This is a genomic window from Stenotrophomonas sp. FR010 (genome assembly GCF_047520755.2).
GTDB classification, from domain to species: domain Bacteria; phylum Pseudomonadota; class Gammaproteobacteria; order Xanthomonadales; family Xanthomonadaceae; genus Stenotrophomonas; species Stenotrophomonas sepilia.
Genome location: NZ_JAXBQT020000016.1, coordinates 111530 through 124118, shown reverse-complemented (window position 1 = coordinate 124118; position 12589 = coordinate 111530). Strand labels below are relative to the sequence as shown.

Sequence of the window (12589 nt, the reverse complement as noted above, 5' to 3'; positions counted from 1 at the left end):
GGCATGGTTCCGCTGGCGGCATGTCACCGGTAGAGTTCGAAAAGCGCTACGCGCAGAGCGGCGACTGAGTGTCTATGGAACTCTGGTCGGTCCACGTAGCAGGCGTTGGGATGGCAAGAGCGGGTGTGCGGTGGAAGTCACGCTGTCCGTGATCGGTGGCGTGTGGAAGCCGATCATTCTGTTTCACCTGATGACCCGCAAGCGACGTTTCATGGAATTGACCCGGCGGGTGCCCAACGCCACCCAGTCCATGCTCACCAGCCAGCTCCGTGAACTGGAAGCCGATGGCGTGGTGATCCGCCACGTGTATCCGGAAGTGCCGCCAAAGGTGGAATACGAGCTGTCCGAGTTCGGTCGCACGCTGGTGCCGGTGCTGCTGGCCATGCGCGAGTGGGGCGAGACCTACCGCGGCTATCAGAGCACCCAAGGCGATAGCTGAAGGCTGAGGGGCGTTGCGCCTGCCGCATGTGGGTTTCGCGAATGCCTACAGCCATCGGCGGGTCTTTGGCACCGCGAGCGCGCATGTCGTATACGGCTGGATAGGGCGTCCGGAAAGTACGCGTCGATGGTAGTCGCCTGCTGGCGAAGAACGCCAGTCAATGGACAACTCGACATCCACTGACGCAACCAACGTAGCGACGTGATCGATCAGGATTTCCCTGCTTTCCACCGCCGGTTCAGGGCGGTAACCATGTCCGCGCCAAGGCATTCGCCGTGGCCGGGATTGGCGTCCCGAACTTACGTAGTACAAGGCGTCGTAGTTGCAACGTATGTTGCGATCACGACAATGCACCTTCTGTCAGTTCATGGCGGATGGTGCGTGGGGGTCTTAGGGCCCGTCGGCTTTCGTACTACGTATCCGGCACGCCAACCCGCACCGTCCGCCACCTTGCATCTGCAGGTGGCCACAACGTGAGGTTGCCGTCATGCCCGAACGTCTTCCCGACCATCCCCGCCTGCACGCGCTGCTGGGTGCCGCTGTACTTGATCTTCCCGCTGCCTTGGCCGAAACGCTGGAGGACGCGCTCCGCGAATCCGCCGAGTTCGTCACCCCATCGGCATTCTTTGCACACCTGAAAGGCCACGGCAGGAACCTGCGCGCCGATGGCGAGGCCTGGAGTGAAATGTGCCTGAGCCCCGGCCGCGCCTTCGACATGGCCCTGGCCACCCGCAGCGTTTCGGGCATCACGGCTTTGACTGCGGTGCTGCACGCCGCGCATGTGGCGCGGGAGAGCGACGATCCCGCCTGCTGCCCCTCCGCAGCCGTGGTCGAAGGTCTGTTCAACGCCTGCCAGGCGTTGTCGCTGCAGGTGGAACGCTGCCTGGTGCCGTGAAGGGCTGCGACGTCGGTTCCTGTTCCGTTGACGCCCGGTTCCCTATAGTGGCGCTGGAACCCCGCAATGGAATGCCCATGCACGTGATGTCCCCCGGCCGTTGCCTGACGCTTGCACTTGCCGTCGCGGTGAGCGCCAGCGCATGTGCACGGTCACCGTCCACCGAACACGAAAGGAATCCCGCCATGTCCGGCGCAACGCAGACCGGCCGCACGATCAACGGCCACACCTATACCGATGCGCCCGTGGACGTGAAGCTCGGGCCGAATACCTTCCGCATTCCGGCCAACTACCTGGACAGCCAGATCGCACCATGGCCAGGCGAGGGCGTGACGCTGGTCATCGAGTGGCCGGACATGAAGCCGACGGCGCCGGGTGCGCGGGCCAATCCGCGTACGAATGATTTCCGGAAGGAGATTCCCATCCGGATCAACTATGTTGATCGCGTTCCCGTTGAAACACTGCTTTCAAGGCTGTCGTCAAATGAAGCCATCACGGAGGAGGGCTCTGTGGAAAGGGAGGATCCCAGGGACCGTCTCGATCAACGCGTTGCGCAGCCGGAAACCTTGGGCCTGACGCCCCATGCAATCGATGAAGCGAAGATGGTGGTGTACGCGAAGAAGTATGAGGCGCGGTACGGGAAGCCGCCTGTGCGCAATCCCGCCTACGAAAGAGACTGGTACATCGCACGTCAGAGCGACGGCCGGATCAGCTCATTCATCAAATGTGACGGCGAGGAATTCCGAGGCGACGGCGTGCGGCTGGAGGGGCGCGAGGTGATCAGTGAGCCAGGGGAAGTGGCCGCGGGCTGCGTTCATTACTTCGTGGACATCGACAACAAGCTGTCCGTCAGCCTGGACTACAAGAGAGCGTTTCTGAAAGACTGGAAGCGCATGGAAGAGGCCGTCAGGGACGTCATCGCGCGCACCCGGTCCAAGTGATCGGTGATTCAAGGAAGAGAAGGGGCAGGGTATGAGTGGATTGACAGAACGCGATCTGAGCGTCCTTGGCAGCTATGCCAGAGACGGCAACCGCGAGCTTTACTGGAACTACCTGTCGCAACTGCCGGGAGCCGATGGATACGGGACACTGGCACTGGGTGTTGTACGCAATGACAGCCTGCCGGGACGCGTCGCGAACGCGTATGCACAAAGCTACGCAAAGACCCAGCAGGACGAGGGATCCCGGTTTTCAAATGCACAGTTGACGGAGCGGCAATGGGAGTCCTTTGGGCAGACCCTGCTCGAAAGAGATCTTGAGTTGCGGCAGCAGTGGATGAACGAGCGCCGTCCAGACCTGGCACTGAATCTCCCCGGCAAGGATGTAATGCTGGCTCACGACCGGGCATTTGAACGGCATGAACTTGATCCTAACTGCTGGACGCCGCGCGTGTTGCTGCAAGCGGCTGAGCAGAAGAGCGGCCCCGACAAGCTGGAACAGATCTGGACCAACATGCTCAACAATGACTACGCCGGAGGCCCGCGCGTAGGCAACACCAGTGTCGATGCCGTCAGCCAGATGGGATGGGTGAAGGGCGGCCAGTACCTCACCCGGTTGAGCGTGCTGGAAGCCACCCAGGCGCTGGAGGGCCGCTCAGCAGTCGATCCGAACGTCATCGGTGGCAACAGCTACTACGCGATGTACTTCGAAGCGGACAGGAAGTGGGCCAGTGTCAGCGCGGGCGGCGGCCACATCTCGATGCGGGAGATCACCGACCCCGCACGCATCGCCGAACTCAACGACACGCGCGAGGTCCGTCTGGAGCGCCAGGAAAAACGCACCCAGTTCCACCCGGACGACCCGTACCGGACCATCACCCGCAGCCCGCTGACCGCAGCCGTGGACGACGTGCCGGATCCCTCGCAGGCACCGACCCGCCTGGCCGACATTGGTCCGGGCCACCGCGACTACGCACTGATGCAGCAGGTGCGCGAAGGCGTGGCCGCGATCGATGCCAGCGCGGGACGTACCCACGATGAGAACAGCGAGCGCTTGGTGGCGAGCGTGATGGCATTGGCCCGTCGCAACCAGCTTGAACGGGCGGACCATGTCCTGCTGAGCGCGCAGACCGCCGAGCATCCGGCCGGCCGCAACGTGTTCGTGGTGCAGGGCGAGATGAGCGATCCCGCGCATCTGCGAGCCGTCATGCCTACCGATGTTGCGGTGCAGATGCCGGTTGAACAATCACTGCAGCAGATCGAAGCTGCCAGCCTTGAGCGCCAGCAGGCGGCCATGCAGCGCCAGCAGGATATCGATGTGCAGGCGCGCGAAAGTCACGCGATACGCATGGGGTGACCAGGCGAGCGCCGAGCCGGGCGTGGGCACGGCGCCACAGGAGCGGCTCGTCAGAAGCTGTAAGCCGCCTGCACATACACCCGCCGCGGCTCGCCCGGGAAATGCCCGTTGCGCTCGATGAAGCCGCTGGCCGCGTACACCTTGTCGAACAGGTTCTTGACGTTGGCCTGGAACTGCCACTGCTTCCACGTGGTCTTCCAGCTCATGTCGAATACCGTGTATGCCTTGACCGCCTGCCCATCCAGGCTGACACGCTCGCCCACATGGTCGGCGCCGAAGCCGATGGCCGAGTTGATTGACGGCAGGTCGTAGCGCGTCCACACGCCGAGCTTGTTGCGTGGCGCATTGGCGAAGCGGTCGCCGGAGGCATTGGTGATGCCGTTCGGTCCGGCATCCTTCACCCGTGCGTCGTTGTAGGCGTAGGTCAGGTTCACCACCCAGCGCTCGGTCACGTCGGCCAGCAGGTCCAGTTCCATGCCCGTACTGCGTACCAGGCCCAGCGCGGCCAGCTGGTTCACGCCGTCCCGTACTTCACCGGTGGCCTGCACGATGTTGCTGCGGTCGATGCGGTAGGCCGCCATGTTCAGGGTCACACGGTCGGCCAGCAGGGACTTCAGGCCGACTTCCCATTGCCTGCTGCGCTCCGCGTCGAACGGTCCGCCGGCCGCCGGGTTCTGGTTGGTGGCACTCTGCGGCACGAAGCCGCTGGCGATGTTGGCATACAGGTTCACGCCGTCCCGGACGGTAAAGGTACTGCCCAGGCGCCAGCTGAGATCGTTGCCATCCACGCTGCCGCCACCCATGCGGTCCTCATCCTTGAAGCCATCCCAGCGCAGTCCGGCCAGCACATGCCAGCGCGTGCCCAGTGCCAGCTCATCCTGCAGATAGCCGCCGTAGCGTTTGCTGCGGGTGGCGGTGCTGCGCCAGGGTAGTGCGGCCAGGTTGTAGTCGTGCCAGGTGCTCGCGCCATAGACCGGGTTGAACAGGTCGATGCCGCGCACAGGGCCGGCGCCGCGTGCCAGGTCGGCGCTGTTGGCGGTCTGCGCGGTGAAGTCGGCGTCGAGCTGATACACGTCGGCACCGAACAGCACCTTGTGTTCGATACGGCCGGTGTTGATCCGCCAGACGGCATTGCCGCTGGCGGTGAAGGCCTCGTTGTCGCGGATCTGGTTGCGCAGCTGGCGCGTCATCCACTCGGCCACGCCGTCGCGATCACGATCAATCAGCCCCATCGGCTCGTGGTACATCTGGTGCTCGTTGTTGCTGAACCAGCGCGCGGCAATGTCCACGTCCAGGTTGTCGCGCGGTGCGAAACGATACTGCGCCAGTGCGACCTTGGCGCGCATGTCGAGGAAGTCACTGGCCTCGTTGTGGTTCCATCGCCGGTCGGTCAGGAAGCTGCCGGCATCGTTCACCGGCACGCCGCGCAGGCGGTTGCCGCCCAGGTTCTGGGTGATGTCGGTGAACTGCAGCACCAGTTCGCCGGTCTGGCCGACATCGAAGGCCAGCGAGGCATCGCCGATCACGCTTTCGCTGTCGGCATTCCAGCGCACGCCCTGCTCGCTGTCGGCATACAGGCCGGCGCGATAGCGAATGCTGCCGCTGGCATTCAAGGGGCCCGTGCCTTCGATCGATCCGGCGCGGTAGTCCTTGTCGCCTGCCTGCAGCTCGATGCGGCGTTCGGCGCGCGCCTTGGGCTTGCGCGTTACATAGTTGATGACACCGCCCGCATCACCACCGCCGTACAGCGCACCGGCCGGACCTTTCAGCACTTCCACGCGTTCGATATTGAACAGTTGCGGCACCGAGAAGCCTGCATAGGGATCACCGCGCAGGCCGTCGTAGAGCACGTTCTCCTGGCGGAACCCGCGGAGGGTGACGCCGGCATAGCTGAAGAAGCTGATGCCGCTGATGCTGCGGTACAGATCGGTGACCTGGCGCGCCGCCTGGTCGTCGATCAGCTCGCGCGGCACGACCTGGATCGACTGCGGTACCAGTTCCAGCGGGGTATCGGTGCGGGTGCCGACGGCCGCATCGTTGGTGCGATACAGGGTCTGCGCGCGGCCGCGGACTTCCACTTTGTCCAGGTCCTTCGGGGTGTCAGCGAAGGCCTCGGAAGCCAGTGCAGGTGTAGCCAGGGAAAGGGGCAGCGCCAGGCAGAGGGCGCGCTTGAGCGGGGTTGGAAAGGGCATGAGGGACGAGGCTGGGCTGCAAATGAGAAAGATTAGCATTTGCAGTGCTTCGGGACCTATCCCCCGGATGCACTATGGACGCGGGCCCGGGTCGGTATACGGGGTGCCGGCCAGGGCCACCAGCACGCCGGTGCCGCCGCGTACGATCAGCTGCAGCACCGCCTGGCGCGGATCCTCACCCTCCTGCTGGCTGGCCAGGCCTCCCTGATAGGCCGCCACCATCGACGCCAGCAGCATCGCCGCACCCAGGCGTGCCTCGGCATCATCCGCTGGCCGCCCGACCGCGCTTGCCATCAACAGCGTGAGGTCGTCGGCCAGCAGTGCCTGCAGCCGTCGCGCGTGCGCGACCAGCACCGGACTGTCGGCCACGGTGGCCCAGAAGGCCGCTGCACCGGAGTTGATCCGCAACAGGGGATGGCCGCTGTCGAGCAGCTCCCTCACCAGAGACTGGAAGGCGGCCAGCGGCGTCATGCCGCGGCGCGCCGCCATGCCCTCGCGCAGCAACGCCCGCGCCTCCTCGTCGCGGTCGAATACCAGGTCCTCCTTGCTGGCGAAATAGTTGAAGACTGTCTTGCGCGAGACCCCGGCGGCCTTGGCGATCTCGGACATCGACACCGCCTCGAAGCCACGCCGGATGATCAGCGCGGTGGCGACATCGGAAATTGCCTGTCGGGTCTGTGCCTTGCGTTGCTCGCGACGGCCTTGGGGCGGGGTCATGGCGGTTGGCTTGTGTAAACGTACACCGAGTGTAACATTGTGCGCACCAGAGCGCCGGGCCGGCGCAGGGGGGAACCTGATGCTGTACGACGTTGTCATTGCCGGGGCCGGCCCGGTCGGCTTGTTCCTGTCCTGCGAGCTGGCCCAGGCCGGCTGTTCGGTCCTGCTGCTGGAGCAGGCTGAGTCGCCCGATTCAGCCCTGAAGCGCCTGCCCTTTGGCCTGCGCGGCTTGAACGCGCCCACGTTGGAAGCGCTGGATCGGCGCGGCCTGCTGGACGCGGTCGCAGCCCGCCAGGTGCTGAAGCCGGACAAGGGCGCACCGCCGCCCGGCACCGCCCATTGGTTGGCACAACCGCGGCCGCTGGGAGGCCACTTCGCCGGCATTCCGTTCGCGCTGGATGACGTGGACAGCGGGCGCTGGCGTGATCGCCTGCCGACCCCGGTACCCACCCAGATGGCGGTGGAGCTGCAGTCGCTGGAGACGGTGCTGGCCGAGCGCGCAGTGTCGCTGGGTGTGCAGATCGAGCGTGGCTGTTCGGTGCAGGCAGTGCAGGCACACGACGCACAGATGCAGGTGCAGACCGGTCGCGGGCTGATGCGGGGCCGATGGCTGGTCGGTTGCGATGGCGCCCGCAGCACGGTACGCAAGCACTCCGGCTTCGAGTTCGCAGGGACGGCGCCCGAGTTCACCGGGTACACGCTGCAGGTTGAACTGGCCGATCCGTCGGTGCTCACCCCGGGGCGTCAGTTCACCGAATACGGCATGTGCAATTTCAACCCGCCGGGCGTGCTGGCGCTGGCCGATTTCGACGGTGGCGCAGGCCACCGCGGGCCACTGGACCTGCACGCCGCCCAGGCGTTGCTGCGGCGGGTGTCCGGGCGCCAGGCAACGATCACCGCGTTGCATCTGGCCACCACATGGACCGATGCCGCGCGCCAGGCCACGGCCTATCGCAGCGGCCGCGTGCTGTTGGCTGGTGATGCGGCGCACATGCATTCGCCGCTGGGAGGGCAGGGCCTGAATCTCGGCATCGGCGATGCGATGAACCTGGGGTGGAAGCTGGCCGCCGTGGCGCGAGGCGACGCCGCCGAGACGCTGCTGGACAGCTATCAGGCGGAGCGCCATCCGATCGGCGCGCGGGTGCTCGACTGGTCGCGTGCGCAGGTGGCGTTGATGCGACCAGGCCCAGGGCAGCGCGCGCTGGCGGCGGTCTTCGCCGACCTGGCCGCGACCCGCGACGGTGCCACCTATCTCGCTGAGCGGTTGTGGGGCGTGGCACAACCACCGGTGTTCAACGGCGAGCATCCGTGGGTTGGCCAAAGCGTGCCTGACGTCCAGCTGGCCAATGGCGATCGCATGGGGGAGCTCCTGCGCGCAGGGAAGGGCGTGCTGCTGGGGCTCGATACCGGCGTTTCACTCGGCCCGGTCTTTGCGCGCTGGCAACGCTCGGTTCCCTGCGTGATATCCACGGCGCGCGATGCGATGGGACTGGGTGCGTTGCTGGTCCGCCCTGACGGTATTGTGGCCTGGGCCTGCGATGCTGGCGGCGACACGTCGGGGCTGGAGTCTTCGCTGGAACGCTGGTTCGGTTTGCCGTGGTGAACGGCGCGCTAGGGGGATGCCATCATGGCCTGGGCGCGGTGCCCGGTCTCGGTCATCACCGAGGCCAGCTGCTTCAATGAGTACGGCTTGCGCAGCAGGGTGAAGCCATGGCCAGGATCCCGCGCCAGCAATTCGCTGTAGCCGCTGGTGAGGATCACCGGAAGCTCCGGGAAGCGGGCGCGGATGGCACGGGCCAGATCCAGGCCGTTCATGCCTGGCATTACCACGTCGCTGAACACCACATGGAAGCGCGCGGCATCCCGTTCCAGCTCGGCCAGGGCCTCGTCCGCATTGCGTGCAAGGACCACGCTGTAGTCGAGTTCGCGCAGGGCGCCCACCGCAAATTCGGCCACGTCGACGTTGTCTTCCACCACCAGCACGCAGACGCCATGACCATGCTGCAGCCCCGATTGCGCCGCCGGCCGTTCCGCCGTTTCTCCTGCCTGCGCCAGTGGCAGATACAGCGTAAAGCGGGTACCGGCGCCGGCCTGGCTCTGCACGTCCACCTCGCCTTCTGACTGCTTGACGAAGCCGAATACCTGGCTGAGACCGAGCCCGGTCCCAGCGCCCACGCTCTTGGTGGTGAAGAAGGGCTCGAAAATGCGGTCAACCACCGCAGGGTCGATGCCCGCTCCTGTGTCGGTCACACTGATCGCGGCAAAGTCGCCCTTCATCGGCGCGGCGAAGCGCACCGAAGGCACGGCGGTTACCCGTTCCACTTCGATGGTCACCCGGCCGTGTCCCTCGATCGCGTCGCGGGCATTGACCGCGATGTTGATCAATGCGGTGTCCAGCTGGGTCCGGTCCAGCAGTACCGGCATCGGTGTATCGGGCAATGTCAACGACACCTGGATGCGCGCGCCAAGTACCGTGGTGATGATATCCGAGAGCGCGTGCACGCTTTCGCAGAGGTCGAAGACCTCCGGCGACAGGCTCTGGCGACGCGAGAATGCAAGCAGTTGCGCGGTCAGCTTGGTGGCGCGGTCCGACGCTGTTGCAATGGCCTGGATGTAGCGGCGCCGGGTGTCGTCTGCCGGCCACGTGTGCAGGAGCATGTCTACCGAACCGGTGATGACCTGCAGCAGGTTGTTGAAGTCGTGGGCCACCCCGCCGGTGAGCTGGCCGATCGCCTCCAGCTTCTGCGACTGGCGTAGCTGCTCGCGGGCGCGCACCAGTTCCAGATGGGCCTCCCGCGCCTGCTCGGTGATCGCCGCGACCTGGCGGCTGTGCAGGTCGCGCTCGATCACCCGTTCGGTCTGTTCGCTGACCACGCACAGGATGCCGGCCACACTGCCGCAGCCGACGCGCAGCGGCGAATAGGAGAACGTCCAGAATGTTTCACGCAGCGTGCCGTCGCGATCCATCATCAACGGGAGGTTCTTGAAGCTGCGGCTGGTGCCGGCGAAGGCATCGTTGACGGCCTGCACCACGTCCGGCCATACGTCCGCCCAGACATCCTCCAGGCGATTGCCCATCGCGCGGTGCAGTTTTTCCCCCAGCATGGGCAGGTACGCATCATTGAAGAAGAACGCCTTGTCTTCCTTGCCCCAGGCAAGCCACAGGGGTTCTGGCGAATCCAGGATCATCGCCAGTAACGTGCGAAGTTCGGCGGGTGCGCTTGCGGCAGTGGCCGAGCGGGCCCAGTCACTGTCCTGCAGCAGTCGGTAGGCGAGCTGATCAGGTGCAGAGACTGGCAGGGGAAAAGGATGCATGGCCGCCATTGGCGCAGGAAGGTGGCGCAGCATAGCCGAGCGCATGTCATGACGCTCTGCACACCGCCGACATGAAGGCCTCGCCACTTCGCCGCCGACGTGGCAGCGATGCACCCCTTGTTCCGCAGGTTGCCGCTATCGCGGCGCAGCGCGAAGGGAGGCGGAGCTGGCCTGAGCGGCGGGTCTAGCCCTCACGACCTGCCTGCGCGGTGAGCGCATCCCGGCCAGCCTCGGTGAGATCGATATCCCCGTCCTCTGCCTGTACAGCCCATCCGGCGGTCACCGCCCAGGTTGCGGCATCACCGCGCACCGGTTCTGCAGCGGCGATCGCTTGGAGTATTTTCCGCTGTTCCGCAGTCATTATCACGTCGCGGTCCTCAGATACCCAGCAACGACGCCGGTTGCCAGTCCGACAGCCGGGCATGGCTGACCGGCTGATGGCAGCCGCACCCGTCGCAGCGGAACAATGCTCCACCTGGCAAGTGCACCAGATTGTCCTCACTGGCCGAACTGGTCGATGTGCAATGCCGGCAGGTGACCGTGAGCGCGGTGATGCGCTGCACGCCCCCTGACAGATCGAACACGGCCTCGAACGCGCGAATGACAGGGTGGGCAGTGTCCGGCATCTGAATCTCGACAGGGTGGGGAGACCTCATCGTCGCGCGCCGGTTGTGATGGGCCAGTCAGCCAGGTGCATGGACATGATCAAGACAGCTGCGGCAACCGGCAGCGCTCCATTTCAGAGATCCTTTTTCTTTCCGCTCAGGTCCAGCGGCTTGTCACTGCCGCCGCGCTCGCTCGACCACACTTCCACACCCTTGTTGCAACGGCTCTCGCGGGCAGCGACCTCGCGTGGCAGATCCTTCAGATGGGGTGACTCTTGGCAGGTCGGATGCATGGCGCTGTCGTCGTAGGTGGCGCAGGCGCTGAGCGACGCCAGAGCGATGGCAGTGAGGGTGGCGCGGAATGAAGGCTGCAGGTTCATGGGGTGGCCTCGGGTAATGCCAGGATGGTCATGGAATTCAAATCCGTGACGCCGGGCATGCACAATCGGACCCATTGCACTTGTTATTCTGTAACAAATGCGCGATAGTCCGGCCCCTGCTGGGTCAGGCGATGCAGATCATCAGCACCATGCACAGCGCCACCATCAGCACGAACACACGACGGCTCAGCGCCAGGCAGGCCAGATAGGCTGCGAGCGCCCAGGCAGCCAGCAGTGCGCAGGCCACCACCCACAGCCCGATCCCCATCATCGAATCGGCTGCCAACGCGGACAAGGCGATGGCCTTGGACAACGCCACCCCCAACACGCTGCCCAGCATGCCGGCCTGCAAGGCGATGGCATCGTGGCGGGCAGGGGCGCGAGGGTGGTGCATTGCGGGTCCGGTGCAGGCCGAGAAAACGGCGTCGGCTGCACTGTGCCCAAATGCACATCCACGAAATGTGTTCATCGCGCGTCAGGAGCGCGACGAAGCCGGCTCAGTCGAACGGTTGACCTGTGGATGCGGTCGTCCGTTCTTCAGTGGTTGCCGGCGGCGACGGTCTTGCGCTTCCTGTCCAGCATCACCGCCACGCACCACAGCAGCAGGCCGCCGATCGCGGTGGCTGCACCGACATAGCCGGTACTGGCCGGGCTGAAGCCGGCGCTGATCGCCATGCCGCCCAGCCACGGGCCGAGTGCGTTGGCGGTATTGAAGGCGGCGTGATTGGAGGCCGCCGCCAGCGTCTGCGCTTCGCCGGCCACGTCCATCAGGCGCGTCTGCAGCACCGCCGCCAGCGCACCCATGGTGCCGACCGTGATGATCATCGGGCCGATGGTCCACACCGACTGTGCGGCCAGCGGATACAGCAGCAGCATCACGATCGACCACAGCAGCACCACGGCGGCGGCCTTGAAATGGAACTTGTCCACCAGCCAGCCACCGGCGATGTTGCCGATGATCGCGCCGATGCCGAACACGCCTACTGCCAGCGGCATCCACGATTCGGCCACGCCGGTGACCTGCACGAGGGTGGGTGCGAGGTAGGTGAACACGCAGAACATGCCGGCGAAGCCGACCGCACCGATCGCTAGCGCCAGCCACACCTGGGGAGTGTTGAAGGCGCGCAGTTCGCGCATCGGCGAGGTACGCACTTCGTCCGGGTCCGGCAGCAGGAAGCGCGCGATCATCGCCACCGTGGCAATGGCCAGCACGCTGACCAGGGCAAAGGCGGTGCGCCAGCTCAACTGCTGGCCCAGCCAGGTGGTCAACGGATTGCCGACCAGGATCGCGATCGACAGGCCCAGCAGCACCCGCGACATCGCCTGGCCGCGCTGGCCGGCAGGGCTGATCGCAGCGGCCACCAGCATCGCAACGCCGAAGTAGGCGCCATGCGGCAGGCCGGCGACGAAGCGTGCCACCAGCATCGTGCCGTAATTCGGTGCCAGCGCGCTGGCCAGGTTGCCGATCGCGTAGAAGCCCATCAGCGCCAACAGCAGCTTGCGGCGCGGGAAGCTGGCACCCACGAAGGCGAGGATCGGGGCACCGACCACCACGCCGATGGCGTAGGCGCTGATCAGGTGCCCGACCTGGGTTTCGGAAATCGACAGGCCGCGGCTGATCTCCAGCATCAGCCCCATGCTGGCGAATTCGCTGGTGCCGATGGCAAATCCACCCAGCGACAGGGCGAGGATGATCAGGGTGCGCTGGCGGGGCGTCAGACGCGCAGCCAGGGAAGAGTTGGGGCTCATGC

Annotated in this window: 12 protein-coding genes; 5 read left to right on the top strand and 7 right to left on the bottom strand. The window is 65.5% G+C overall.

The features are described 5' to 3' along the window. Nucleotides 1-130 precede the first annotated feature (130 nt). The 4 genes from ACM0PK_RS15555 (at nucleotide 131) to ACM0PK_RS15540 (ending at nucleotide 3629) form a co-directional block, all read left to right on the top strand. Entirely contained in the window at nucleotides 131-439 is a 309-nt protein-coding gene (locus ACM0PK_RS15555) for a winged helix-turn-helix transcriptional regulator (protein ID WP_414607655.1), read from the top strand. 487 nt (nucleotides 440-926) lie between these two features. Then, nucleotides 927-1334 (top strand): hypothetical protein, encoded by a 408-nt coding sequence (locus ACM0PK_RS15550; RefSeq protein ID WP_072168104.1) that lies wholly within the window; start codon nucleotides 927-929, stop codon nucleotides 1332-1334. A gap of 77 nt (nucleotides 1335-1411) precedes the next feature. After that, nucleotides 1412-2275, top strand: a complete 864-nt coding sequence (locus ACM0PK_RS15545; RefSeq protein ID WP_072168103.1) for a Smlt3025 familytype IV secretion system inhibitor — start codon at nucleotides 1412-1414, stop codon at nucleotides 2273-2275. Nucleotides 2276-2306: 31 nt separating this feature from the next. Beyond that, the gene (locus ACM0PK_RS15540) at nucleotides 2307-3629 is read left to right on the top strand and encodes a Smlt3024 family type IV secretion system effector (RefSeq protein ID WP_414607654.1); all 1323 of its coding nucleotides are present in this window, start codon (nucleotides 2307-2309) and stop codon (nucleotides 3627-3629) included. Between the two features lie 50 nt (nucleotides 3630-3679). On the opposite strand, the gene ACM0PK_RS15535 is transcribed toward ACM0PK_RS15540, so the two are convergent. After that, nucleotides 3680-5821, bottom strand: coding sequence for a TonB-dependent siderophore receptor (locus tag ACM0PK_RS15535; RefSeq protein ID WP_414607653.1), 2142 nt, complete (start codon nucleotides 5819-5821; stop codon nucleotides 3680-3682). Nucleotides 5822-5893: 72 nt separating this feature from the next. Then, nucleotides 5894-6538, bottom strand: coding sequence for a TetR/AcrR family transcriptional regulator (locus ACM0PK_RS15530; protein WP_065179539.1), 645 nt, complete (start codon nucleotides 6536-6538; stop codon nucleotides 5894-5896). 79 nt (nucleotides 6539-6617) lie between these two features. Here ACM0PK_RS15530 and ACM0PK_RS15525 point away from each other — a divergent pair, with 79 nt between their 5' ends. Then, nucleotides 6618-8141: an FAD-dependent monooxygenase gene (locus ACM0PK_RS15525; RefSeq protein ID WP_065196084.1), complete on the top strand. Its 1524-nt coding sequence runs from the start codon at nucleotides 6618-6620 to the stop codon at nucleotides 8139-8141. Nucleotides 8142-8149: 8 nt separating this feature from the next. Here ACM0PK_RS15525 and ACM0PK_RS15520 read toward each other — a convergent pair whose 3' ends face one another. The 5 genes from ACM0PK_RS15520 to ACM0PK_RS15500 all read right to left on the bottom strand — a co-directional run bounded on the left by ACM0PK_RS15520 (nucleotide 8150) and on the right by ACM0PK_RS15500 (nucleotide 12587). Next, the gene (locus ACM0PK_RS15520) at nucleotides 8150-9853 is read right to left on the bottom strand and encodes an ATP-binding protein (RefSeq protein WP_065186201.1); all 1704 of its coding nucleotides are present in this window, start codon (nucleotides 9851-9853) and stop codon (nucleotides 8150-8152) included. A gap of 377 nt (nucleotides 9854-10230) precedes the next feature. Then, entirely contained in the window at nucleotides 10231-10479 is a 249-nt protein-coding gene (locus ACM0PK_RS15515; RefSeq protein WP_005417258.1) for a hypothetical protein, read from the bottom strand. 113 nt (nucleotides 10480-10592) lie between these two features. Continuing rightward, nucleotides 10593-10838 (bottom strand): hypothetical protein, encoded by a 246-nt coding sequence (locus ACM0PK_RS15510; protein WP_005417256.1) that lies wholly within the window; start codon nucleotides 10836-10838, stop codon nucleotides 10593-10595. Between the two features lie 124 nt (nucleotides 10839-10962). Further along, entirely contained in the window at nucleotides 10963-11232 is a 270-nt protein-coding gene (locus tag ACM0PK_RS15505) for a hypothetical protein (protein WP_005417254.1), read from the bottom strand. Nucleotides 11233-11375: 143 nt separating this feature from the next. Beyond that, on the bottom strand, nucleotides 11376-12587 hold the full coding sequence (locus ACM0PK_RS15500; protein WP_005417252.1) for an MFS transporter: 1212 nt from the start codon (nucleotides 12585-12587) through the stop codon (nucleotides 11376-11378). Nucleotides 12588-12589 lie beyond the last annotated feature (2 nt).